The sequence below is a fragment of the Geobacillus sp. E263 genome, assembly GCF_007197795.1.
GTDB classification, from domain to species: Bacteria; Bacillota; Bacilli; order Bacillales; family Anoxybacillaceae; genus Parageobacillus_B; species Parageobacillus_B toebii.
Map to the genome: position 1 here is coordinate 2510679 of NZ_CP041632.1, position 23603 is coordinate 2534281.

The following is a 23603-nucleotide window of genomic DNA, read 5'->3' on the forward strand; positions in this document are numbered from 1 at the left end:
ACATAGGTAGGGTACTCCTTTCTCTGGAATGTGTTATGGCTAAATCAGAGAATACCCTACCTTTTTTCTTTTGGTCTAGCAAAATGCTTTACACAAACTTTTATACATCATCTTCCTCATTTCCTCTTTGTTTATTTTTTCGTCTACAACTTTATAAGCTAAAATCTTGCTTGTCCCACTAATCCCGCAATGGCAATTCCTATAATTAGTGGGATAATGATTTCCACACTATCTAGCACAATATGTTTGGCATTGTATCATAATCCGTAAGTTAGCAGGGAATTCATGTCCTACGTTTTTTGTAAATTATCTTTGCACCAGAACCAAAAAAATTCCCACATGCCCGTGACAGTGTTTTACCAACACCTTATCGGGCAGGGGGAAATCCAACCCAAACAAGGGACGGTCCCAAGGTTGTTTTTAGATATTTTCTTTTCGCTGGGTTGTTTTTAGATATTTTCTTTTCGCTGGAAATACAACAGACCGCCAAAGAAGAAAATGAGAAAGCTGCCACCGACCACTGTTAAGACTTGCTCCCATGGGACAAAGAATATATCATTTTCCGCATTCCCAGATACATACATCATCAAGAATGGCTGTGCCCAAGGGTATAACGGTCCGAATTTTTCCGAATTTACCGCCAAAATGGCCGGCAAAGTGAAAACGACGTTCACGGCAAAGGGCGCGGCGAAACTTTTAAAAAGCATCGACATCCACAATTGCAAAGCAAGAAGAGGGAACATCGCGATCCAGCCGCCAAAAATGCTTTTCCAAAGGAGCATCATAGGAAACGGCCCCTCCGCCTCCTTCAGCACTCCAGAAGTCCAAATAGCAAGAAAATAGAGCAGTTGGATGGCTAATGCGATGAGGATGAGGATCGTATATTTGGCGAGAAATACCCGGTTTCTTGTCACCGGTGTGGCCAACAGTTGCTTCCACCCTCCGTTTTGATGTTCATACCGGCAGATGAGGCCAGCCAAGATGCCGGTCGTGAGCGGCAAAAAATGCAAGGCGTAAAGAAGCGTGGTAAACGTGATCAAAAATTCCCATAAAAATGTTTTTTCGAATCCGAATTTGTCCGGCTGGAGCGTCAGTGCATAGAAAAACGTAATGAATGGACCAAGCAAAATGGCGGCGAAGACGAATTTGGATTTTCTTAACTTAAACCACTCCGACTGCAAAAGAGAAATCATTTATTTCACATCCCTTCGAGCAAAATCCAGCATCCCGGCGATATAAAGGATGACACCGACACAAATGCCCAAAGCGACATTGACGAGCGGTTCATCCCATTGGTTTTGCAACGATGGCCACTTCCATGGCAGCCAATCCGGCAACTTAAAACTGTATGTGGCAAACAAAAATCCAACCACTCCGAGGGAGATCGGAATTCCCTGGTTATTGCTTACGGTTGCTACCCAAAGGTGCAAAGCCAACAAAGGAAGCGATGCAAAATACGGGTAGAAACTGAATTTGGCGATTTCCGCGTACGGTATGGCAGAACCGAGATCCAAATAAATACCTAGAAGCCATGTGAAAAAGAATAATAGAACCGAAGCGACAGCCAACAAGAATGCCAATACCGTGAATTTGGCCAAAAACACTCCCATTTTCGATACCGGCAAGGCGACAAGTTGCTTCCAGGCATTCGTTTCATTTTCGATACTGACTGCAAGGGATGTCAAAATGGTGATCCCAAGCACCAGTGCCGGCGGTGTGAAACTGTTGACATTGTGCAAATAAAACAGCCAGTCATCATTGCTTCTTTGAAGGAGCCATTCTCTCCTGCCGGGGACGAGCTCGTAATTGAACCACTGCAGCAGAACGACACCAAATGGACCTAGGACGGTCAAAAACCATAATCCTTTCCGTTTGATTTTCAAAAAATCGGTCGCAAGCAGTTTCGCGATCATCTGTCGTCACCACCTGCGGTCATCTTCAGGAAAATGTCTTCCAGTGATTGATGTTCTTCTTCCACCCGGTAAACCGAGTATCCTTCATCCACGAGGATTTCGACCACTGCGGCGACCGCTTCATCTGACTGTTCATACAAATAAATGATGTTATCCTTATAGTCCGTTTTTATTCCTTTTGCCAGCAAATAACGATATGCATTGTTGGTGTCACTCACCTTTAATCGGATTTTCAGTTGGGCTTTTTTGCGCATTGCTTTAATGGAATCTTGGAAAATCAGCTTCCCCTTCGAAATGACACCGACATAGGTCGCGACTTGATCGACTTCAGAAAGCAAGTGGCTTGAAATCAGCACGGTCATGTCTTTTTCTTTCGGTAGACGCTTAATTAAATTCCGCATTTCAATGATTCCCGAAGGGTCGAGGCCGTTTGTCGGCTCATCCAGAATCAGCAATTTTGGATCGTTCAACAATGCCATCGCAATCCCCAACCGTTGTTTCATCCCGAGAGAAAAGCCTTTTACCTTTTTGTCGGCTGCTTTACTCAGGCGGACAAGTTCCAGGACTTCGTCAATTTTTTCCTTGGGAGAGCCCAAGATTTTCCGCATGGCTTCCAAATTTTCATAGGCGGTCAAGTGGGAGTAATAAGACGGGCTTTCCACCAATGACCCAACATTCCGAAGAATCGAAATCCGATCTTTTTTCAAGTCTCTGCCAAAAATCCGGACCGATCCAGCCGTCGGTCTCATGAGGCCTAAAAGCATCCGGAGAGTCGTCGATTTCCCCGCTCCGTTCGGACCCAAAAACCCGTATACTTCCCCTTTGGGAATTTTCAGGTTCAGGGCGTTTACGGCGATCTCCTTTCCAAATCGTTTCGTCAGATTATGAGTTTCGACGATATATTCCATCTTCCATCACCTCGCAACACCATCATAAGAATAGAAGGTTAAAATGAGGTGTCGAGACAGTTTAAAATTTGTTTAAAAAACAAAAAAGGAAAGGAAATGGATTCCTTTCCCAGCTTTATCGATAATGAATGATTTTTATGATTGTCCCAGTTTCTGATGATTCGATTTTCCAGTCCAGCCCCATCTTCTTCACCATCAAATCCACGATGGCAAGCCCGACTCCCGCCCCTTTTTCGGAGCTTTTGTGCCGGAACCCTTTGCCGCGGTCAAGCACGACCAACGCGTCATAAGAATCGGTTTTTTTCGTTTTCAGCCCGATATATTTTCCGTCCTTGGCGTGGCGGATGACATTTTGAAACAAATTGTCAAAAATCCGTTCCATCCAAAGCGGATCGACGTTCCAATGCTTTTGTTCCAAATTATCCAGCTGCACATCTATAGAAAAACCTTCTTTTTCAAAAACTGGATACCAGGCGGCGATGAAGGAACGGACAAGCCGGACCACATCCGTCGGAGCCGGTTCATATTTCAATTTTTTAGCGTTTAAAAGCGTATACGCCATCAAATTCTCGATCAATCGGTCCATTTTCGAAACCGACTGTTCGATCGAGTCCACCGCTTGTCTTGCCACTGGAGTTAAAGCCTCTTTCCCCAACGTATAGGCATGCGCCCGGATTTTGGTAAGCGGCGTGCGCAAATCATGGGACAGATTGGCGATCAGTTCTTTCCGCAGCTGTTCCTCTGCTTCTTCCCGTTTTCGGCTTTCCCGGAGTTCATCCACCATTTGGTTGAAGGCCATCTCCAGTTGGCCGATTTCATCCTGTTTTCTCACCGTGATGGACACCGGCAATCCGTCCACGTCCCGTATCTCCATGGCATGTTGCAAATAAAGGAGACGTTTGCGGATCCCCAAGAAAAACAAATACGATACGGTCACAAATAACACGATTCCCGCGGGAACGATAAAATACATAAATTCGGTGTTCACTTCGGTAAATGCGGGTTGAAGCAGCTTCCTCTCGATTTCAAAAACGACGAATCCATAAGATGCGTCATTTTGCGGAAAGGCAATGACCGTAAAGGGGTCATTGTCATAACGCGACTTGATGAAGTTGGCGGTATAGGCGGCATTCCAATGTTTCGGAATATCCGCAGCAAGGTTTCTCCCGGAGGCGAGCCGGCCTTTGCTGTCTACCCAAAACAAGCGCGCTTTCGGATAACGGTTTTGCCATTCTTCAAACATCCGGTTGATGTCTTCGCTTCCGGGGTTTTTGAGACTACGGGCATCCTCGTGCCAGGCTTTTTCGATCTGCAACGTTTCCGGGTCTTTATGGCCATAGACATTGTAGACCAAGAGGCTAGTTCCAATGATAAGGAGGTTGATGAAAATCAGGGCGGTTAAAATAATGGCCATATACTTTGCCGTAAGCGACCGCAATCTTTTTACTCTTTTCATTTTCTCACCCGATAACCGATTCCCCGGATTGTTTCAATGATTTCCGGATTTTTTGGATCTTTTTCTAGTTTTTCGCGAAGATAACGGATGTGCACCATCAATGTTTTATCCCCTTCAATATAAGGTTCACCCCAAACTCCCTCATATAACTGCTCCTTTGTCAAAATTTGATTGAGATGACGAAGGAAGTATTGAAAAATTTGATATTGTTTTCCTGTCAACAGGATTTCTTCCCCCGTTTCATGATTGACGATGCGCATATCCTTTGTATGGATGGTCAAATGCTTCAGTTTCAGGATTTCATCATTTTTGTTGAAGCGCCGGAGCAAAACCTCCATACGGGCGGCCAACTCATCGGGGTGGAACGGCTTGGTCAGATAATCATCGGCGAAACTCAATCCTTCCACTTTGTCCTCGATGGCAGTCCGCGCTGAAAGCATCAAAATCGGCAGATCTGGATGCTCCTTTTTAATCCGTTTGCCGATGGAAAAGCCGTCCAGACCCGGCAGCATCACATCCAAAATGACAAGGTCGCAATGGGCAAGGTGCTTTTCGACCTCTTCTCCGGACCGGAGCCAAGTCACATGATGCCCACGTTCCGTAAGGCTCATGGTCACCCAACGGCCGATTTCCTGTTCATCTTCTATGTATAAAACTCGTGCCAACGTTCTCCCTCACTTTCTTTCATAATCTTAACTCTATATTAACCAATACTTGTTTGACGTGGTTAATCCCTTTCTATTTGTTTGTGGCATTGTTGTAGAATAAGGGATTAAACGCTCTTATTTTTTTGTCGTTGTTATTTTAATGCTTTGTAATTCTTTACTAAGTAGAGAGGTAATGAGATTATGCAAGGATTAGTTTTAGTTGGTAGTGCTATTAAGCCAGAAAGTGTTAAAGTACAAACACCTTTGGAAAACCCTGCTTTAACCAATATAGTGAACAAGATTAAACAATATCGTGACTTTGCAGACCATAAATTAGAAGTAGTAGAGTGAAATTTTATAAAAATTCGTTTGATAGGACAATTACTAATGCGACCTATTAATTTTTACTAGACATATAATTTACGTTATATGTCCAACAATCTCGTCTTTTTCGTAATATACTTGTCATATAATGCTATTTTTTAACCGAATATGCTTTAATGGTGCCTTTCCAAACTCATCGTATAAGTCAAAGGGTGGGAAAGATGCTAAATGAGTATACCACCTACCTTCAGGAAAAAGGAGCTTCCCTAAACACGATCATCTCCAACACGAATGACTTGAATATCTTCTTCAACGATTTACATATCCGTTAGGGCGATTACGTCACGCCGGCTGACATCCGCAATGGATCGTCGTTTCAATACTGTCTTACAGCCAAAAGAAATAATCCACCCTTGAACTGACGAATTGGGTGGATGATTCCCGTCCTACTGCCGCTCCCCTGAAGGGAACCGTCTATGCATGACCGGAGTTGTTGCAGCACTTCGGTCTTATTTTATATACATGATTAGCACTAGATAAAGGTTTATGTTCACTAAGAATTAGGCGTTTTTTTCGCAAGACCGTTCATTAAAAACTGAATCGTCCGTTCCATTTCCGCTTCATCATCCCATTCATAATCCGGCAACACGATAAACCGCGTCACCAAAAATCCGGCAATCGTCGTGATCGTCATGCGGATGACCGAATCAACGGGAATTGCGGCAATTTCTCCTTTCGTTTGAAAATATTCCACAATTTTCTTGAATTTTTGATATACGTGTACCGTAAAAACGCGCTGAAGCTGTTCCTTAATCTCCTCATGAAACGCGATTTCCTGCCAGAAAATGCGAATCGCCGGCAAGTATTTTTTCACAAATTCATAACGGTTTTTCAAAAGAGCGCGGATGAAGTCTTCATAGCTTTGATACTGGCTTTCGAACACTTCTTTGACAAACTCTTTCGCTAAAAACGGGGCGACGGATTGAAATAGCGTCGGAGTGACAATCGCCAGCAGCAAATCTTTTTTCGTTTTATAATGGCGAAAAATCGTCCCTTCCGCCACACCTTCCCGTTTTGCGATTTCGCTTGTCGAAGTGGCCGCATAGCCTTTTTCGGCGAACATTTCAATCGCCGCTTCTAAAATTTTTATTTGCTTCTCGCTCAGCTTCACACCTTTTCCATTTTGTCCTAATAGTTCTTTCAGCCACTGTTGCTCGTTCATCCTCTTACTCCTTACAATTTTCGATATTTTTTTAATGCTACTACATTTAATAGCATAAACAATACAGCAAAACCAAGTAAAACATATACGTCTTTGGCGATCTCGTTCCAGCCATTGCCGCGGATCATAATTTCCCGAAGCGCATCCGCTCCATACGTCAGCGGCATAACCACGCTTAGCGAACGAAGCCATTCGGCCATCGTATCTAAATTAAACAAGCCAGAGAAGAAAATTTGCGGTACGACGACAAGCGGGATAAACTGCATCATTTGCAGCTCATTGTTGGCAAACGCAGACAGCAATGTTCCTAATGTTAACGCGGTCATCGCCAATAAAAACGTAATCAATAACACGTAAAGGAAAGAACCTTCCATCATCATGTCAAGAATATCAACAGCAAACCATGCAATCAAGCCCGCCTGCAACGTCGTAAATAAACCAAACCCAATATTACATGGTCTGTTAAATTGACAAGCTCCATCACTTCGTGAATGCGCTGCTTTTGCTTTTTCCCTTTTAATCCGTAAATGGAAGCGAAAAACTGCAAATTTTCTAATGCCGTTAATTCGCCATATAACGCATCGGACTGGGCCATAAAACCAATTCGCTTCATCACTTGAAGATTCGGCATCTTCGTATTTAACACATGAATGGTTCCATGAGTAGCTTCGTCAATGCCGGCAATCATTTTGACAATCGTCGTTTTCCCCGCCCCAGAAGGTCCTAGCAATCCAAAAATTTCTCCTTTGTATATGTCTAGAGATACATTTTCGATCACCGTCTTTTTCCCAAATCGTTTGGATACATGTTCTATACAAATAAAAAGCCTCTCTGACATAAGCTTTCCCCTTTCTGTAGTGAGTGATTACTCACTTATATTTTAAAGTGAGTAATCACTCATTAAATGATTTTTTTAAAGCTGCCTTTCGCCTAGGCAGCTTATTTTATGCGAAATATTCAATGCTTTTCCATCCATAGCACCATTCCGTCAGCTTTTTCCCACCGATATCAACGACTTCCTCAGCGATTTTCTCGCCTCCTAGCCTCTCGTAAAATCGGCGCGACGGATTATCGGCAAGCACCCACACGACCATAGAACGAATCCCATCACGTTGAAAATCATCCACTAGCGCTTTGACAAGCTTTGTCCCGTATCCTTTCCCTTGAGCTTCTTTCAATAAATAGATGGCGTATATTTCCCCTTCATACTCCGCTTCTTTTCCTTGTGTGGAGCGGTTTTTACCCCCGGAAATAAATCCACATACCTTTCCATCTTCTTCAGCGACAAAAATCGAGTGTTTCGATTGATTTAATCCACGTTGCCAAAGCTGTTCTTTTTCGCTTACGCTTAATTGCGCCAAATACTCCGCAGGCACAATCCCTTCATATGTCGTTTTCCAGCTTTCGACATGCACGATGGCGATGGCGTGCGCATCATCGAGCGTTGCTTTGCGAACATTCATGCCTCTTCCCCCTATCGCACTATATTTGCTCTGTTTGTCGTTCAACAACTTCTCAATATCCTGTTAAGTGCTGGAATTTTATTGGTTACCATATCCCAAACGATACGATAATTGACAGAAACATAGCCGTGGATCATCATATCACGCATACCTGCTATCTTTCTCCACTCAATCTGTGAATTCTTCCGCCTTATTTCTTGTGGAATGTTTTTCGCCGCTTCACCAATCACCAATATGTTTTTAATAACCGCATCACATACAAGTTCATTATCTAAAAAAGATTCATAATCCATATTTTTCGTATACTTTTAGATTTTATCGATCGCCATAAGAATATATTGCAAAAAACCTTAGGCTCCCTCGGCATATTGAACATCCTCCAATATATATGGTTTTAACGCAGGTTTAATGTCATCCAGTATCACTAGATCGACCGGTTTATGAAAATGATCTTCTAAGAAAATTTTTAAATCCATATAATGGTCAAATGTGATGGCGGAAGGCTCAAACTCCACCAAAATGTCTATATCGCTGTCAGCTGTTTGTTTATTTCTGCTATAAGATCCAAAAACGCCGATATGTTTGACTCCGTAGTTTTCTTTTAATAATCGAAAATTTTGTGATAAAAAACGAAGGATTTCTTCTTTTGACAACATAGTTTTCCCGGCTACTAAAATCATAAAAATCGACTCATCGCGATGGAACCAGCAAAACAGCTTGCCGCTTAGGAAACACCTGAGTTCCATCAGAAAGAGAATCCTAATGTCTCACCTGCTGTGAAAGACACCCCGTGGCTCGCTGTTAGCGGCGGCACCTGTCGTGCACCATTCCTTCCATCGGTCAGTACACAACAACGATTTTAGTAACCAGGTCTACACCTCCCATTATATTTTTCCTAAAAGGTAAGGAAGAAATCTCGCTTGATTTCTTCCCCCTTAACTATTATTTCCATCTATAAGCTCTGATCGTCAACACTATTCAACCATCCCTCGATCTCGCCGACTACCGATTGAACGCATCCGTCTTCAAACGGCGAAATGAGGTTGGCGGCGCGGACCAATTCGGTAAACGGCTTGCTTCCGCCTTGACGGCATAAGGTTAAATAATCATTCCACGCCTCTTCATAGTTTTCACGCGAACGTTTCCAAAATTGGAACGCGCAAATTTGCGCAAGGGTATAGTCGATATAGTAGAATGCGTTCGTATAAATATGGCTTTGCCGCTGCCAAAAGCCGCCGCGTTCTAAATAATCATTGCCGTCATAGTCTCGTGTCGGCATATATTTCTTTTCAATCTTCCGCCATGCTTGCTTCCGTTCCGCCGGCGTTGCGTTCGGATTTTCGTATACGAAATGCTGAAATTCGTCCACCGCTACGCCATACGGCAAAAATAATAAAGCATCGCTCAAATGATAGAATTTATATTTTTCCGCATCTTCCCCGAAGAATAACTTCATCCACGGCCATGTGAAAAATTCCATGCTCATCGAATGAATTTCGCATGCCTCCAAGGTCGGCCAGATGTATTCCGGAATTTCGTAATGGCGGCTTTCGTACACTTGAAATGCGTGCCCCGCCTCATGGGTAAGCACATCGATGTCTCCGGATGTGCCGGTAAAGTTCGAGAAAATAAACGGCGCTTTATAGTTTTCGATATAGGTGCAATAGCCGCCGCCTGCTTTTCCTTTTTTCGCAACGAGGTCCATTAGTCCATGATCGATCATATACCGGAAAAACTCGCCTGTTTCCGGTGACAGTTCTTCGTACATCTTTTTCCCGTTTTCAATAATCCAGTTTGCGTCCCCTTTTGGCGTTGGATTGCCGGTTGGAAAAACAAACGCTTCATCATAATATTTCAGCTTCTCGACACCGATGCGCGCCCGCTGCCGCTCGCGAAGCTTCACAGCAATTGGAACGATATGCTTTTCGACTTGTTTGCGGAATTTCGCAACCATCTCGGCGTTGTAATCAGTCCGTCCAAGACGGGCATAACCGAGTTCCACGAAGTTTTTAAATCCGAGCTTTTGCGCGATGGCGGTGCGCACTTTCACAAGCTGATCGTAAATTTCATCGAACTTCTCCTCATGTTCTTGGAAAAAGGCAAAACGCGCCTCACTCGCCCGCTTGCGCATCTCGCGGTCCGGCGATTCGACAAACGGCTGCAGCTGCGCTAACGTCCGTTCTTCCCCTTCAAAGAAAATTTTTGCCGAAGCGACCAATTTTGTATATTCGCTCGTCAGCTTATTTTCCAGCTGCAGATCTTCCACAATGTCTGGAGAATACGTTTTTAATTCCGTCTCAGCGAGCGCAAATAACTGTTTCCCCCATTTTTCTTCAAGCTGCGAACGGAACGGAGACGAAACAAGCGCACGGTAATAATCGTTCACAAGCCCTTTAACAATTGGCTCAACTTCATCGAAAAAATCTTGCTCCTGCTTATAAAATTCATCGTTCGTATCAATCGTATGACGAATATAACAGATTTGCGCCATCGTGCTGAAATCGTTGCGAAGCTTATTAATTTCCTTCATCGCCTCATCCTGTTCTTCTGCGCTGCTTGCCTTTTGGAACGATTGCAGCGCCTGTTGAAATGATGCTTTCAGCTTCTCGATATTCGGCCGTTCATAACGAAACTCAGAAAATTTCAACGCAATCCCTTCCTTTTCTCTCGTTTTCCTTATCTTAGATTGTATTCCATTCGTACACGGAAAATCCTTTTTTTCGATTACAAAAGGTTGTTGACGAAATTTGTCGAAAGAACGTATAATAATAACACCAATTGAATATTTTTTCTTTCTCATCCACATAGACGGGATACAGGCTGCAATGAACAAGAGTTGTAGAAACGAGACGCAAAGAGCCAATGAGGAAAGTTGCCGAAGTTTGCGTCGGACTCTGACGCCGTAGACTGGGCCTGTATCCGAACATGCATCGTTGCAACAAACGATGAAGCACTATCGATTGGAAGTTGGATGCGGATGGCCACATGCACCCGTTGAAAACTTTGGGGTGTATTTTTTTGCGAAAAAAGCTAAAACTTAATTATCGTCAGGAAGGAGCTATCCACTTTGCAACAGCAAAAACTTGGATTATGGTTATTAACGGCGCTTGTCGTTGGAAATATGGTGGGATCGGGAATTTTTATGCTGCCGCGCTCGCTAGCGGAAGCGGCAAGCCCGCTTGGTGTCATTTTCGCGTGGTTATTAACGGGCGGCGGTGTATTAATGACCGCGCTCGTATTCGGTAATTTGGCGATTCGCAAACCGGAACTAAACGGCGGGCCGCAGATTTATGCGAAAGAATTGTTTCCGAAAGTCTCGAACATCTCGATCCTATCTGGCTTTATGTCTTCATGGGGATATTGGATTGGCAACTTTGCCGGCAACGTGGCGATTATTACGACGTTTACCAGCTATTTATCAACGTTTTTTCCAATTTTAACAAGCAAACAAACGTTATTTTCCATCGGTTCTCTTGATGTAAAGCTTGGGAACTTGTTGACGTTTCTTATATGTACCGCATTGTTATGGGGAATGCATTTCATCATTTTGCGCGGCATCGAAGACGCGGGAAAGCTAAACTTTGTCGCTACCGCGGCAAAAGTGCTCGGATTTTTCCTATTTATCATTATCGCTTTATTTGCGTTTGAAAAAAGCAACATTGGCTCGTTTGTTGCCCCGCGTTATGATGATGCAGGGCATTCGATTGGATTATTAAGTCAAATCAAGAATGCGGCTGTATCGACATTATGGGCGTTTATCGGCGTCGAATCAGCGATCGTTTTTGCATCGCGTGCGCGCAAACAAGCCGATGTCAAGCGTGCGACAATCCTTGGCTTGTTGATTGCTCTTGCGATTTATATCGGCATTAGCATCCTTGTCATGGGAGTATTGCCGCAAAAAGAACTCATTCAATCAGAAAAACCGCTTGTAGATGCCATTGTCACGATTTTAGGCCCAAGCGGCGGCTACGTTCTTGCCGGACTAGGATTGATCAGCTTGCTCGGCTCCACGCTCGGCTGGGTGTTATTAAGCGCTGAAGTGCCGTATCAAGCGGCAAAACAAGGTCTGTTTATTCCAGCGTTTTTAAAGGAAAATAAAAAGAAAGTACCAAGCTTTTCTTTAGTTCTTTCGAATGGATTGGCGCAAATTTTTATTTTCTCAACCATTTCTAATTCGATGTCGGCGGCGTTTGACTTTGTCATTTACATTGCGACATTGGCGTATCTTGTCCCGTATTTTATCTTAATTAGGCGAGAAGACTCCCACTTCAACGAAGCGAAGCGGAGTAAGTGGGAGATGAATCGCCTTAACTATATTTTGCTGAAAATAGGATAGATTCAGTAAAATATAGTATAACCCGTGGTGCTAGATAAACTTGATCAAGCATAAAAATAGCCCTTGCTGGCGGATCTCCAGTAGAATGAAAGTGTCACCCAACATTCGAAAGGAGAGATCCCCCATGCAAGAGCACTTTCATTTTACTACAGATCCAGCCAAACTTCAAAAACAATATGCCGCTATTTTCTGTTTTGTTTCTGCCCAACTGTCGTTGATTCAAATGTATCTTCATCGCCGCAACCGTCACTTGGTCAAGCAAGAAGACGAAGTGGTCATGGCGGTTCACCTTTTGGGGAAGCTGCTGGGCTTTTCTTCCGAACGAGCCTGGCATCGTTTTGTCACGGGAAATTTGTTCACAAACGGCTCGTTTCTTGAACGCTCCCGATACAACCGCCGCTGCCGGGCGCTTGGTTTCGCCATCAAATGGATCCGTCATGAGCTGGCGAAACGTGGCCAACACCATGCTTATGCGGTCGTCGACAGCTTGCCTCTTCCGTTGTGCCATCCCGCAAGAATGAAGCGCGTCAAGCGGTTTCGAGGGATCACGGATATGGGGTATTGTGCTTCCAAAAAGCAATGGTACTACGGTTTCAAGCTGCATCTTCAAGTGACCAATCAAGGGCTGGCCATGGGCTATGTCGTGACGGAAGCGTCCTGCCACGACGTCAAAGCCGCTGAAACGGTGATGACTCAAATCCCTCATCCCTACAACTTTGGGGACAAAGGGTACATCAGCCACGCTCTTCGAGAAAAGCTGTACAAAGAACACCAAGCCGCGTTCTGGACACCGTCTCGACACAATCAAAAGCACGGCCCATCCAAGGCATGGGAAGAATGGATCCAAAAAAACGCAAAGTCATCGAGACGGTGTTTTCGATTCTCGTAGACCAATACCGGATCACCGACATTCGAGCGAATTCCATTGCCGGGTTTGAAGTGGCACTCGATGGCATCTTGTTGGCTTATTCCTTGGTCACACTAGGGCTGGTTGAGCGCTGACACTCAACTAGCACCACGGGTATAGTATAATATAGTTAGATGGGAGGTGAAAAAATGTATTTTTGTATCAAACAACAGCTAAATGGTTTGACCAAAGAAGAATACTTGACTCTTCGAGAACTGTGCCATATTGCCAAGAACATGTACAACGTCGGATTGTACAATGTCAGACAATACTATTTTGAACACAAGGAATTTCTTAATTATGAGAAAAACTATCATCTTGCAAAAACGAACGAAAACTATAAGCTGTTGAACAGCAACATGGCACAGCAAATTTTAAAAAAGGTTAATGAGGCTTTTAAATCTTTCTTTGGCTTAGTAAAACTAGCCAAACAAGGCAAATATGACTACAAGGCTATCAGTATCCCAAAATATCTTAAAAAAGATGGCTTTCATTCACTAATCATTGGTCAAATTCGTATAGACGGCAACAAATTCACGATACCGTATTCTCGCCTATTTAAAAAGACTCATAAGCCTATCACGATAACGATTCCGCCTGTGTTACTGGACAAAAAGATTAAGCAGATTGAAATCATTCCTAAACATCATGCCAGGTTCTTTGAGATTCAGTACAAATATGAAATGCCTGAAGATCAAAGAGAATTAAATGACCAAAAAGCACTGGCGATTGATTTAGGAGTGAATAATCTTGCCACTTGTGTCACATCAGACGGCAGATCGTTCATCATTGATGGGCGGAGATTAAAAAGTATTAATCAATGGTTTAACAAAGAAAATGCCAGACTTCAAAGCATTAAAGATAAGCAAAAAATCAAAGGTACAACCCGTAAACAAGCTTTGCTTGCTATGAATCGCAATAATAAAGTGAATGATTATATCAACAAGACTTGCCGTTACATCATAAACTACTGTATTGAAAATCAAATTGGCAAACTTGTCATTGGCTATGCGGAAACATGGCAGCGCAATATGAATCTAGGAAAAAAGACAAATCAAAACTTTGTCAATATTCCTCTCGGTAACATAAAAGAAAAACTAGAATATCTTTGTAAATTTTACGGCATTGAATTCTTGAAACAGGAAGAATCATATACGTCTCAAGCCAGCTTTTTTGACGGCGATGAGATTCCTGAATATAATGCCGACAATCCAAAAGAATATAAGTTCAGCGGCAAACGTATTAAGCGCGGCTTGTATCGAACAAAGTCTGGCAAACTAATTAATGCTGATGTCAATGGTGCATTAAACATCTTAAAGAAAAGTAAAGCTGTAGACCTGAGTGTCTTATGCTCTAGCGGCGAAGTGGACACGCCTCAAAGAATAAGGATTGCTTGAAGCAGTCAAACTTCTTTGGAAGCCCCCACTTCAAATTTTCGCTAGAAAATTAAGTGGGGGTAGTTCACCGCCTCTGTCTTCCAATTGAAACTGGCGCTGACCGGCGAAACGTACAAGGAGACGGCGCGGGGCCGCATCATCGATGGGGTGATCGCTGCTTTTGCGACTATCTATTCCATCTGGGTCATCATCGCCAGCACCGCGGATATCAAAACGTTTATGCTTGGGGTCATCCTGCTTCTAAGCGGCATCTTCTTCTATCCGCAAGTGAAAAAAGCGGCACAGCAATCAGAGGAAACACAAAAAATGTCGGCATAATGAGTACGGTGTCCTAGCTAGCTTGTCAGGAAAATGTTCAATGTCGTTTCGTTTGAACAGCATTCACAAAATATGGCGATTGGACACCCCAACTGGGATCATCATAAATTATCTCCTCCTTTTCCTTTTATAGCTTATCCCTTTTTTCAAAAAATAAGTGGCTGCAATAAGCAGCCACTTATTTTAGACGAACAGCTATTCTCTTTTTGCACCGTATCCCAGCTTTTTCAATAACGCAATCGCCTGTTCCTTTTCTTCAGGAGTCAAGCCGGAAACGGTTTCGTGAATCGTTTGCGCATGCTCTGGGAAAACCTTTTCGATAAACGCTCTTCCCTTTTCCGTAATCGAAGCATATGTGACACGGCGGTCTGTTTCACATGCTTTTCGCACAATTAACCCTTTTTGCTCCAGCTTGTCTATTACATATGTAATGCTGCCGCTAGCGAGCAAAATTTTTCCGCCAATTTGCTGCAACGGCTGATCCCCTTTATGGTAAAGCAGTTCTAAGACCGCAAACTCCGTCGGATTCACGCCAAATGATTGAATCGACTTATTCACTTGATCGCCGACAGATCGATATGCTCTTGATAATACGATAAACAATTTTAGCGATTGTTCAATGTCTTTCTCCCTCGTCATCCACAATCAAACCCTTTTGTCGGTTAAATTCAACGCCATTGTCAGTATTTATATTCCATCATTCTCTTCTCTAAAAATATTTTCTTATTTGCATTATACTTGAAATATTAAACACGGTGCAAATCTTTTTTAGGAAACCTGCGTTCCGGCAAGCGAGAATACTCGCTATTTGGTTATTTTTGTTTATTTAGTATATGATAAAATTATACTTATTCCTTGGGCGGTTATCACCTTTTATTTCAAAACGCATATAAAAACACTAAAGGTACGGAAAGGAGGATTTGATGAAACAAGTATTCATTGGGAGTATACTTTCCGCGTTATCCACTGGATTAGGTGCGATCCCAATTTTATTTTTGGCGAAATCGATTACTCACCGCTGGCGGGACATATTGCTGGCGTTTTCAGCTGGAATTATGATGGCGGCTTCCATGATGAGTTTAATTCCTGAAGCATTACAGGCAGGCAGTTTTTTCACTTTAACAATCGGGTTATTTTTTGGAGTCCTTATTTTAACCATTTTGGAAATGACGGTTCCGCATATTGATTTAGAACATACAAAAAAAGGAATTCAGTTTGATGAAAAAGCGATGCTCATTATTGCAGCCATTACGTTACATAACATTCCAGAAGGATTGTCGGTCGGGGTCAGCTATGCTTCGAACGTATCGGAAACAGGTAATTTAATCGCGCTAGCCATTGGATTACAAAACGCTCCGGAAGGATTTTTAGTCGCGCTTTTTTTAATTCATCAACAGATTGGAAGATGGAAGGCATTTATCATCGCTACACTTACAGGAGCGGTTGAAATCGTGACATCACTTCTCGGATTTTATTTAACATCCTTTTTTCGCGAGCTCGTCCCGTATGGCCTTGCATTCGCCGCAGGTGCAATGTTGTTTATTATTTATAAAGAACTCATTCCGGAAAGCCATGGGGATGGAAATGAGCGGACATCTACCTATTCGTTTATCATTGGCATATTATTTATGATTTTTTTAGTAGAATCGTTTTAATAAAAACACCCCCTGCCCGAAGGAGACAGGGGGTTACCGCCATTACTGGCCTACTTCTTCTTTTTCTTCGTACGGATGGGCGACCCAGCCGGACGGATCGATAAACAGGCGGACGGCGACGACTTGGCGGTCATCCATTAAGGTGAAATAATGCGGGTTTCCTTCCGGCACGGAAATGACATCGCCCGCTTCAAGTTCGACATCAAAATAGCCTGTTTCGCTGTCCCCTTTGATGATAAAAATGCCATGGCCAGCAGTAATAGCGCGCACCTCGTCTTCCGTATGAATGTGCACTTGTTCAAATTTTTTCAACAGTTCATCCAAATTCGGCGTCGCATCCGATAAAGCGACGATATCCCAAGTTTTGTAGCCTCTTCTCGCCGCCAAATCTTCAATTTCTTCTTTAAACGTTGCCAAAATTTCCTCTTTTTCTTCGTCGGTCAATACATATTTGTCGCGCAAATGTTCCGGCAGTTTGTTAATGTCCCAATGCTCGTACAACACGCCTTGTTTGTTTAAAAAGCTGCGGACATTTTCTTCCCCTTCAATCACTTCTCCCGTTTTTCTCACTTTGATTACTGCCATTGGAATTTCCCCCTTTATCAATTTTATGGTTTAACAACCGGCAGCACGGCGGCCTGCTTTAGAAGCAGCCACTTGACGTGCCAGCTGAATAAAAACTCCCATGCTTCTAAAAACTTCTTCGCCTCAAACGCATCCCGCCCCCAGACGGTGATGCCATGGTTGCGGATCAATACCGCGCCGGCGTCGCCGTTTACATGCTTGGCAAATTCCTTCGCAAGCGTTGGAATATGCGCGTAATTCGGAATAATCGGAATGCGGATGACCGCATCTTCTTCCCAAATCCCAAACGCTTTAATAATTTCCTGGCCGGAAAACGCAACTTCTCCCTCATCTCCGTACAATTCGGAGATAACATTATTGTCGATCGTATGGACGTGGAGGCTGCAGCCCGCGTTCGTTTTCTTGTAAATTTCCACATGCAAAAGCGTTTCGGCAGACGGCTTTAAATTCGTATTCTCCACTGGATTTCCGGAAGCGTCGACAAGCAAAAAATCTTCGTCTGTCTGCTTGCGTTTGTCTTTGCCGCTTGCCGTGACTAAAAAAGTGAGCGGGTCATCGGTTACCTTGATCGACAAGTTTCCGCTTGTGGCGAAAAACCAATCGCGCGCCGCCAATTCTGCTTTTACCTCGGCAAGCTCTTTCCATCTCTTTAGGAGCAAACTCATGACTTCACCTCCATCGTCTCCAGAAAATGAATGACATCGAAAAACGTTGTAAACGGCGTATGCGGAATATCTAGTTCTTGGCATTTTTGCAGCAAAAAGTCACGGGCGATAACATGATCCGCCAGCTTTGCCACTGCTAAATCAGTGATCGAATCGCCGATGACGATATGAAAGGCATCTGGCTTTGTCAATTTTCGCAGCAGCGACGGCTTGCAGCAGCCGCAGCCGTTTTGACACTGTTCATCACATGAATGCGGCCATGTAATGCGAATTGTCTCTCCGCTGAAATCAGAGCCATTGCAAAAGATGCGGTCTTTTTCGATGAGCCCTTCTAAAAGCGGATAGACAAAAAAGTCGATGCCGCCGCTTATGACATATAGCGAAATATCACGTTCCTTCGTAAACGCGACAAATTCGCGAAACCCGTCACGGATGCGGGCATTTTGTAAAATGAAATCGACAATCTCTTCTTTCCAACCCGATGGAAGAAGGGAAAACATCGCGCCAACCCCTTCTTGCACCGAGATGCGCTGTGATAATATATCGTCTTTTAACGTTTCCCACTCCGGCGGCGCAAACCGTTTCATAATCGCGATAATGTTGTCATTGTCTGTAATCGTCCCATCAAAATCACAAAAGATGATTGGTTTTGTCATGATGTCACCTCTACTGCGCCCCATAAGTCAATCGCCTTTCGCAATGCCTCATTTTCGCGCGCTGCTTCATGAAGCGATTTTCCGGCAAGAGCCGCATCGATCGCAGCGCGAAATGCTCTGCCGCCGCCTGTCGCTCCGTCTGGATGTCCGTGTATGCCGCCGCCTGCATTGACGATGCTATCTATGCCAAAATCGCGGAACAATAATGGCACAAGCCCTGGATGAATGCCAGCTGACGGAACTGGGAACGACCGTTTAAACGGCTCCTTATCATTCGTTAACTCCTCGGCAATGCCAAGCGCCTCTTCTTTATCAAGGGCAACGCTTCCGTATGGCGATGGAAAAAGCACAAAATCCGCCCCAACAAGGCGAAGCAATTTGCCAAGCAGCAAGGATGCTTTTATTCCGTAAAACTCCGATGGAGTAAGCGCCCCACTGAATGCCGGATGAGCCATGATCGGAATGGTGATCTCATCATCTTCTCGCAACCCTTGGAGCACATCCAAACCGTACGCAAATACGTTAAATAACAATACATCAGCTCCTAATTCGACTGCGCGTTTTGCTTTCTCCTTCAATTCGAACGTTTTTCCAGTCAAGTTCACCGCATATAACGTCCGTTTTCCTGTCTTTTCGTACACTTCGTTTAACACCGCTTTTCCAGCCGTAATTCGCTTTTCAAACGGCGTTAATTCGTTTTCAAACAAAATTTCATCGTCTTTCACCAGATCGACCCCGCCGAGCGCTTGTTGTTTCAGCTGCTCGGATAAGTAAGCTAAATCGCGGCCGATAACCCCTTTAAAAATGCTCATCAGAAGCGGACGGTCATATACATCCAATTTTTTACGGATTCCGTCAATGCCAAAACGCGGGCCAGGAAACTTTCTTTTCCATTCGTCGGAAAACGTTAAATCTAGCAATCTCACTTCTCCATCCAGCGACAATTTGCCAAACACCGTCGTTAAAAGCGCCGGAATATCCGCGCTAAAGTTTAAGCTCGGGTACGCAATGCGAACGATTCCACGCTTCAATCGTTTTCCAAAGTAACGGTTGACGCGTTCGCTCTCCTCGAGTTCTTGCACGCTTACAACTACTCCTTTATGCTTGCGCAATTGTTCCTGCTCAAGAAGCGGCAAATCCGTCCACGAACCAACGGTCAGCCCAAGCGCGATTCCTTCCGCCTTTTTCTCTAAATCTTTTTCATCGTGAATAAGATATGTGGCAATTACTTGACTCATGATCATCCCTCTTTTCTGTTCATCCATCAAAAAAACCTCTTCATAAGAAGAGGCTTTATTTATTCACGCTCTTCTTATCTCTCAGCGTTTCCGCTGCAAGAATTAGCACCGTGCTTAACCATCGTTAAGCCGGTTGCCGGGCTTCATTGGGCTTGTCCCTCCGCCTGCTCTTGATAAGAATGCTTGCAATATCGTATTCACTTTTCAAACTATTCTCGCTCGCAAATTTAATTTGAATTATGACAGTATTTTTTCGCTCTGTCAATCATTTTTTAACCCATTTTAGAAAAGACCAAGCTTCGCAATCCGTTCCGCCGCTTCTTGCAGGCGGGATTCGCTTGTTAATAATCCGACGCGCACATAGCCTTCGCCATGCTTGCCGAATCCAATTCCCGGCGCGACAACGACATGCGCTTTTTCCAGCAAATAGTCAGAAAAACGCTCCGATGTCCATCCGTTCGGCACCGGAAGCCACGCAAAAAATGAACCTTTTGGAGCGGCAACATCCCAGCCAATTTGCCGCAACGCGTCAATAAGCGTATTGCGCCGCGATTCATACAGTGCGACAAGCTCTTCCACGCAGCGCTGCGAAGAAAGCAATGCGGTTGCCGCCGCTTCTTGAATGGCGCCAAACAAACTCACATATAAATGGTCTTGCAGCAAGTTAATCGCCGCGATCACACTCTCATTTCCAACGGCAAACGCCACGCGCCAGCCCGCCATATTATATGTTTTGGAGAATGTATAAATTTCAACGCCAATTTCTTTTGCCCCCTCTGCTTGGAGAAAGCTGACCGGTTTTTTTCCGTCAAAGCCAATCGCACCGTAAGCAAAATCATGAACGACGCAAATTCCGTGTTTTGCAGCAAACGACACTGTTTCTTCAAAGAACTCCTTAGAAGCGATCGCCCCAGTCGGGTTATTCGGATAGTTTAAAAACATGATTTTTGCTTTTTCTGCGATATGTTCAGGAATTTCAGCATAATCAGGCAAAAACTGATTTTCCGCACGCAATGGCATCATCACCATTTTCGCACGGGCCAGCGCAATCCCCGACCAATAATCCGGATATCCCGGGTCAGGCACGAGCACAATATCGCCTGGATTGGCTAAACATTGCGGAATCTCTACAAGCCCTGCCTTTCCGCCAAACAAAATCGCCACTTCTTTTTCCGGATCAATGGCAACGCCGTATTCGCGTTCATAAAACGCAGCAACGGCGCGTTTCAAAAAGGAATATCCTTGAAATGGCGAATATTTGTGATATTTCGGGTTCGCCACCGCTTTTTGCATCGCCTCAACGATATGCGGCGGCGTCGGCTGGTCGGGGTTTCCTTGCCCTAAATTGATGATGTCATGCCCCTCCGCCATTTTTTTTGCGACTTTATCGACAAGCGAAGCAAAAAACTGTTTTGGAAGGCTCTGCAATAACTCGGATGGAGGAAACTGTTTCATCATGAACACCTTCTCAAAAATTTCTTGAAATTCTAGTGCAAAATCATATATCGTAAAAATCAAAATGTAAAGTAAAATTTTTTCGAGGTGAATGTTCATGACGATAAAAATCGCATGTCTTCAGCTAGATATCGCTTTTGGCAATCCTAATGAAAACGAACGGCGCGTTGAAAGAGAGATAGAAAAAATTTCAAAAAATCACCCAGATATTATCGTCCTTCCTGAACTATGGACGACTGGCTATGACTTAACCAGACTCGATGAGATTGCCGATGAGGGCGGTATGCGTACAAAAGCGTTCATTCAAAAACTTGCCAAGTCGCATCATGTCAATATTGTCGCTGGATCAATTGCCAGAAAAACAGATCGCGGCGTCACCAATACGATGTACATCGCCGACCGAAACGGCATCATCGTTGGCGAATATAGCAAACTCCATTTGTTCCAGCTGATGGATGAACATCTTTACTTACAGCCAGGGGAAGAAATGGGATTGTTCACATTAGAAAACACTCGATGTGCAGGCGTCATTTGTTATGACATCCGCTTCCCAGAATGGATTCGCATCCATATGGTCCAAGGGGCGGAAGTGTTATTTGTCGTCGCCGAGTGGCCGCTTCCTCGCCTTTCGCATTGGCGTACACTGCTTGCGGCGCGCGCGATTGAAAATCAATGCTACGTCATCGCATGCAACCGCGCTGGCAGCGACCCAAACAATGTCTTTGCCGGCCATTCTCTGATAATTGACCCATGGGGAGAAATCGTTGCAGAAGCAAATGAAGAACCTTGCACGTTAATGGCACAAATCGATCTAAAAAAAGTAAGTGAAGTGCGAAAACAAATCCCGATTTTTGCGGATCGCCGCGCTGACGATTACATCGCTGCCGAAAAAAATTTTTAAAAAAGTGTTGACAAATCGGTTCATGACCATGTATGATTCGAATCAAGCACAAAACATCAAAATTGCCAACATAACGAAAATTAAAAAAAAGTGAATATGCTGACATACTCTTATCAAGAGTTGGCTGAGGGAATTGGCCCAATGAAGCCCAGCAACCGACCGTAATACTATCGTGAGATAGGGCGCACTTTTTTGGCGCCGGAAGTTCGCTACTTCCGCAGGGCACGGTGCTAAGTCCAACAGAAAGACTAGGTCTTTCTGAAAGATAAGAGGTGCGAAGATACGGAATCTTCAAGCCTCTTTCTATGCAGAAAGAGGCTTTTTAATTTACATGAAGGAGGATTTGCATTATGTCAGTTTCTCATCCATCGGTTTATGAACCATTAACGGAACAAGGCGCCATTTCTTTGGCAGTCCGGCTTGGGCTCTTTCCGGAAGGAACACCGCTTGCCTGCCGCGAAATCGGCGACGGCAACTTAAATCTTGTTTTCCGCATCGTCGATCAGCAAACGAAGAAAGGAATCATCGTAAAGCAAGCGCTCCCGTACGCAAAAGTAGTCGGTGAAAGCTGGCCGCTCACATTAAAACGCGCTGTTATTGAAAGCAATGCGCTGCGCACATTCGCAAGCTATGTTCCGCAATACGTGCCAAAAGTATACTATTCCGATGAATCTTTGGCAATTACCGTTATGGAAGATTTATCTCACTTGCAAATCGCCCGCAAAGGGTTGATTGAAGGAAAAACATATCCGCTTTTATCGCAGCATATTGGCGAATTTATCGCAAAGACATCGTTTTACACTTCCGACTTTGGCATGAATCAACAAGAAAAAAAACAACTGGCGCAAAGTTTTGTTAATCCGGAATTATGCAAAATCACCGAAGACCTTGTATTTACCGATCCGTTCTTTAATCATGAAACGAACAACTTTGAAGACGAGCTTCGCGATGATGTAGAAGCGCTTTGGAACGATGACAAGCTCCGCTTAGAAGTCGCCAAATTAAAGCGCAAGTTTTTAACCGGAGGAGATGCGCTCATCCACGGTGATTTGCATACTGGAAGCATTTTCGCCAGCGACGAAGAAACGAAAATCATTGATCCAGAGTTTGCGTTTTATGGCCCGTTCGGTTTTGACATCGGCCAATTTTTCGCAAACTTGCTGTTAAATGCGTTGTCCCGCCCAGAACAACAACAAGAACCGTTATTTGCTCATATCGACAAAACTTGGGATGTATTCTCGACAGTCTTTTCTGATCTTTGGCGCACTCACAATGTAGAACCATATGCAAAAACAGAAGGATTATTAGAAGACGTGCTGCATCACACGTTTATTGACGCGATCGGCTTTGCCGGATGTGAAGTCATCCGCCGCACGATTGGGCTAGCACATGTTGCTGACCTTGATGGCATTGAGGATAAAGAGGAACGCTTACAAGCAAAACGTTATGCCCTTCGTCTTGGTAGAAGCCTCATTTTGCAACGTGAAACATTATCTAGCACTAAAGAAATCCGTTCCCTTTTCGCACAAACAGTGCTTGCAGCAACGAATTAACACA

General features: G+C 44.0%; 21 protein-coding genes, 6 pseudogenes and 2 riboswitches. Of the genes and pseudogenes, 9 read left to right on the top strand and 18 right to left on the bottom strand.

The annotated features are described in order from the left end of the window. Positions 1 to 449 precede the first annotated feature (449 nt). The 5 genes from FNL97_RS12895 to FNL97_RS12915 form a co-directional block, all read right to left on the bottom strand. A complete protein-coding gene (locus FNL97_RS12895; protein WP_143415042.1) occupies positions 450 to 1193 on the bottom strand; it encodes an ABC transporter permease in 744 nt (247 codons plus the stop codon). Continuing rightward, a complete protein-coding gene (locus FNL97_RS12900) occupies positions 1194 to 1913 on the bottom strand; it encodes an ABC transporter permease (protein WP_062677632.1) in 720 nt (239 codons plus the stop codon). Next, positions 1910 to 2821: an ABC transporter ATP-binding protein gene (locus FNL97_RS12905; protein WP_062677633.1), complete on the bottom strand. Its 912-nt coding sequence runs from the start codon at positions 2819 to 2821 to the stop codon at positions 1910 to 1912. Before FNL97_RS12905 ends, FNL97_RS12900 begins: the two co-directional genes overlap by 4 nt. A 115-nt stretch (positions 2822 to 2936) precedes the next feature. Further along, on the bottom strand, positions 2937 to 4277 hold the full coding sequence (locus tag FNL97_RS12910; RefSeq protein ID WP_062677634.1) for a sensor histidine kinase: 1341 nt from the start codon (positions 4275 to 4277) through the stop codon (positions 2937 to 2939). Further along, on the bottom strand, positions 4274 to 4942 hold the full coding sequence (locus FNL97_RS12915) for a response regulator transcription factor (protein WP_143415043.1): 669 nt from the start codon (positions 4940 to 4942) through the stop codon (positions 4274 to 4276). The genes FNL97_RS12910 and FNL97_RS12915 overlap by 4 nt, the downstream gene beginning before the upstream one ends. A gap of 183 nt (positions 4943 to 5125) precedes the next feature. On the opposite strand from FNL97_RS12915, the gene FNL97_RS18030 reads away from it, so the two are divergent. Further along, a complete protein-coding gene (locus FNL97_RS18030) occupies positions 5126 to 5275 on the top strand; it encodes a hypothetical protein (RefSeq protein ID WP_160331301.1) in 150 nt (49 codons plus the stop codon). Positions 5276 to 5469: 194 nt separating this feature from the next. Then, positions 5470 to 5577 (top strand): annotated as a pseudogene (locus FNL97_RS18750) (tyrosine-type recombinase/integrase); the annotation flags it as partial. 224 nt (positions 5578 to 5801) lie between these two features. Here FNL97_RS18750 and FNL97_RS12925 read toward each other — a convergent pair. The 7 genes and pseudogenes from FNL97_RS12925 to FNL97_RS12955 all read right to left on the bottom strand — a co-directional run bounded on the left by FNL97_RS12925 (position 5802) and on the right by FNL97_RS12955 (position 10580). After that, positions 5802 to 6470 (bottom strand): TetR/AcrR family transcriptional regulator, encoded by a 669-nt coding sequence (locus FNL97_RS12925; protein WP_143415906.1) that lies wholly within the window; start codon positions 6468 to 6470, stop codon positions 5802 to 5804. Positions 6471 to 6481: 11 nt separating this feature from the next. Continuing rightward, positions 6482 to 6919, bottom strand: a pseudogene (locus tag FNL97_RS12930) (ABC transporter permease); the annotation flags it as partial. Positions 6920 to 6927: 8 nt separating this feature from the next. Next, positions 6928 to 7308, bottom strand: a pseudogene (locus FNL97_RS12935) (ATP-binding cassette domain-containing protein); the annotation flags it as partial. Positions 7309 to 7414: 106 nt separating this feature from the next. Further along, positions 7415 to 7933: a GNAT family N-acetyltransferase gene (locus FNL97_RS12940; RefSeq protein ID WP_097354244.1), complete on the bottom strand. Its 519-nt coding sequence runs from the start codon at positions 7931 to 7933 to the stop codon at positions 7415 to 7417. Positions 7934 to 7974: 41 nt separating this feature from the next. Continuing rightward, entirely contained in the window at positions 7975 to 8226 is a 252-nt protein-coding gene (locus FNL97_RS12945) for a HepT-like ribonuclease domain-containing protein (protein ID WP_235603555.1), read from the bottom strand. A 57-nt stretch (positions 8227 to 8283) separates the two neighbouring features. Further along, entirely contained in the window at positions 8284 to 8589 is a 306-nt protein-coding gene (locus tag FNL97_RS12950) for a nucleotidyltransferase family protein (RefSeq protein ID WP_062677665.1), read from the bottom strand. A gap of 296 nt (positions 8590 to 8885) precedes the next feature. Further along, positions 8886 to 10580 (bottom strand): M3 family oligoendopeptidase, encoded by a 1695-nt coding sequence (locus tag FNL97_RS12955; protein ID WP_143415908.1) that lies wholly within the window; start codon positions 10578 to 10580, stop codon positions 8886 to 8888. A gap of 420 nt (positions 10581 to 11000) precedes the next feature. Between FNL97_RS12955 and FNL97_RS12960 the strand changes: the two are divergent. The 4 genes and pseudogenes from FNL97_RS12960 to FNL97_RS12975 form a co-directional block, all read left to right on the top strand. Further along, a pseudogene (locus FNL97_RS12960) lies at positions 11001 to 12176 on the top strand (amino acid permease); the annotation flags it as partial. A gap of 217 nt (positions 12177 to 12393) precedes the next feature. Beyond that, positions 12394 to 13271, top strand: a pseudogene (locus tag FNL97_RS12965) (IS982-like element ISGsp1 family transposase). 54 nt (positions 13272 to 13325) lie between these two features. Then, positions 13326 to 14573, top strand: coding sequence for an RNA-guided endonuclease InsQ/TnpB family protein (locus FNL97_RS12970; RefSeq protein WP_012748972.1), 1248 nt, complete (start codon positions 13326 to 13328; stop codon positions 14571 to 14573). Between the two features lie 69 nt (positions 14574 to 14642). Then, positions 14643 to 14891: pseudogene (locus FNL97_RS12975) on the top strand (amino acid permease); the annotation flags it as partial. Positions 14892 to 15086: 195 nt separating this feature from the next. Here the strand turns inward: FNL97_RS12975 and FNL97_RS12980 are convergent. Then, positions 15087 to 15530, bottom strand: coding sequence for a MarR family winged helix-turn-helix transcriptional regulator (locus FNL97_RS12980; protein ID WP_012749531.1), 444 nt, complete (start codon positions 15528 to 15530; stop codon positions 15087 to 15089). A gap of 284 nt (positions 15531 to 15814) precedes the next feature. Here FNL97_RS12980 and FNL97_RS12985 point away from each other — a divergent pair, with 284 nt between their 5' ends. Next, on the top strand, positions 15815 to 16546 hold the full coding sequence (locus FNL97_RS12985) for a ZIP family metal transporter (protein WP_062753662.1): 732 nt from the start codon (positions 15815 to 15817) through the stop codon (positions 16544 to 16546). Between the two features lie 42 nt (positions 16547 to 16588). Here the strand turns inward: FNL97_RS12985 and mtnD are convergent, their stop codons facing one another. From mtnD to FNL97_RS13010, 5 genes are all read right to left on the bottom strand, one after another. Next, entirely contained in the window at positions 16589 to 17131 is a 543-nt protein-coding gene (mtnD, locus tag FNL97_RS12990) for an acireductone dioxygenase (protein WP_012749529.1), read from the bottom strand. A 23-nt stretch (positions 17132 to 17154) separates the two neighbouring features. Beyond that, positions 17155 to 17796, bottom strand: coding sequence for a methylthioribulose 1-phosphate dehydratase (locus FNL97_RS12995; protein ID WP_143415909.1), 642 nt, complete (start codon positions 17794 to 17796; stop codon positions 17155 to 17157). After that, a complete protein-coding gene (gene mtnX / locus FNL97_RS13000; protein WP_143415910.1) occupies positions 17793 to 18452 on the bottom strand; it encodes a 2-hydroxy-3-keto-5-methylthiopentenyl-1-phosphate phosphatase in 660 nt (219 codons plus the stop codon). The genes FNL97_RS12995 and mtnX overlap by 4 nt, the downstream gene beginning before the upstream one ends. After that, positions 18449 to 19690 (bottom strand): 2,3-diketo-5-methylthiopentyl-1-phosphate enolase, encoded by a 1242-nt coding sequence (mtnW, locus tag FNL97_RS13005; protein ID WP_143415911.1) that lies wholly within the window; start codon positions 19688 to 19690, stop codon positions 18449 to 18451. Before mtnW ends, mtnX begins: the two co-directional genes overlap by 4 nt. Positions 19691 to 19761: 71 nt before the next feature. After that, positions 19762 to 19870, bottom strand: a riboswitch (SAM riboswitch). 102 nt (positions 19871 to 19972) lie between these two features. After that, entirely contained in the window at positions 19973 to 21145 is a 1173-nt protein-coding gene (locus FNL97_RS13010) for a pyridoxal phosphate-dependent aminotransferase (protein WP_143416334.1), read from the bottom strand. A gap of 97 nt (positions 21146 to 21242) precedes the next feature. Between FNL97_RS13010 and FNL97_RS13015 the strand changes: the two genes are divergently transcribed. After that, the gene (locus FNL97_RS13015; protein WP_143415912.1) at positions 21243 to 22046 is read left to right on the top strand and encodes a carbon-nitrogen family hydrolase; all 804 of its coding nucleotides are present in this window, start codon (positions 21243 to 21245) and stop codon (positions 22044 to 22046) included. Between the two features lie 107 nt (positions 22047 to 22153). Beyond that, a riboswitch (SAM riboswitch) is annotated at positions 22154 to 22318 on the top strand. Between the two features lie 78 nt (positions 22319 to 22396). After that, complete coding sequence (mtnK, locus tag FNL97_RS13020) at positions 22397 to 23599, top strand: S-methyl-5-thioribose kinase (protein WP_143415913.1); 1203 nt, start codon at positions 22397 to 22399, stop codon at positions 23597 to 23599. Positions 23600 to 23603: the final 4 nt, after the last annotated feature.

Excerpts from the sequence above, each read along its gene's own strand:
- FNL97_RS12895 (WP_143415042.1), bottom strand. The coding sequence starts at position 1,193 with ATGATTTCTCTTTTGCAGTCGGAGTGGTTTAAGTTAAGAAAATCCAAA.
- FNL97_RS12900 (WP_062677632.1), bottom strand. The coding sequence starts at position 1,913 with ATGATCGCGAAACTGCTTGCGACCGATTTTTTGAAAATCAAACGGAAA.
- FNL97_RS12905 (WP_062677633.1), bottom strand. The coding sequence starts at position 2,821 with ATGGAATATATCGTCGAAACTCATAATCTGACGAAACGATTTGGAAAG.
- FNL97_RS12910 (WP_062677634.1), bottom strand. The coding sequence starts at position 4,277 with ATGAAAAGAGTAAAAAGATTGCGGTCGCTTACGGCAAAGTATATGGCC.
- FNL97_RS18030 (WP_160331301.1), top strand. The coding sequence starts at position 5,126 with ATGCAAGGATTAGTTTTAGTTGGTAGTGCTATTAAGCCAGAAAGTGTT.
- FNL97_RS12925 (WP_143415906.1), bottom strand. The coding sequence starts at position 6,470 with ATGAACGAGCAACAGTGGCTGAAAGAACTATTAGGACAAAATGGAAAA.
- FNL97_RS12940 (WP_097354244.1), bottom strand. The coding sequence starts at position 7,933 with ATGAATGTTCGCAAAGCAACGCTCGATGATGCGCACGCCATCGCCATC.
- FNL97_RS12945 (WP_235603555.1), bottom strand. The coding sequence starts at position 8,226 with ATGGATTATGAATCTTTTTTAGATAATGAACTTGTATGTGATGCGGTT.
- FNL97_RS12950 (WP_062677665.1), bottom strand. The coding sequence starts at position 8,589 with ATGTTGTCAAAAGAAGAAATCCTTCGTTTTTTATCACAAAATTTTCGA.
- FNL97_RS12970 (WP_012748972.1), top strand. The coding sequence starts at position 13,326 with ATGTATTTTTGTATCAAACAACAGCTAAATGGTTTGACCAAAGAAGAA.
- FNL97_RS12980 (WP_012749531.1), bottom strand. The coding sequence starts at position 15,530 with ATGACGAGGGAGAAAGACATTGAACAATCGCTAAAATTGTTTATCGTA.
- FNL97_RS12985 (WP_062753662.1), top strand. The coding sequence starts at position 15,815 with ATGAAACAAGTATTCATTGGGAGTATACTTTCCGCGTTATCCACTGGA.
- mtnD (WP_012749529.1), bottom strand. The coding sequence starts at position 17,131 with ATGGCAGTAATCAAAGTGAGAAAAACGGGAGAAGTGATTGAAGGGGAA.
- FNL97_RS12995 (WP_143415909.1), bottom strand. The coding sequence starts at position 17,796 with ATGAGTTTGCTCCTAAAGAGATGGAAAGAGCTTGCCGAGGTAAAAGCA.
- mtnX (WP_143415910.1), bottom strand. The coding sequence starts at position 18,452 with ATGACAAAACCAATCATCTTTTGTGATTTTGATGGGACGATTACAGAC.
- mtnW (WP_143415911.1), bottom strand. The coding sequence starts at position 19,690 with ATGAGTCAAGTAATTGCCACATATCTTATTCACGATGAAAAAGATTTA.
- FNL97_RS13010 (WP_143416334.1), bottom strand. The coding sequence starts at position 21,145 with ATGAAACAGTTTCCTCCATCCGAGTTATTGCAGAGCCTTCCAAAACAG.
- FNL97_RS13015 (WP_143415912.1), top strand. The coding sequence starts at position 21,243 with ATGACGATAAAAATCGCATGTCTTCAGCTAGATATCGCTTTTGGCAAT.
- mtnK (WP_143415913.1), top strand. The coding sequence starts at position 22,397 with ATGTCAGTTTCTCATCCATCGGTTTATGAACCATTAACGGAACAAGGC.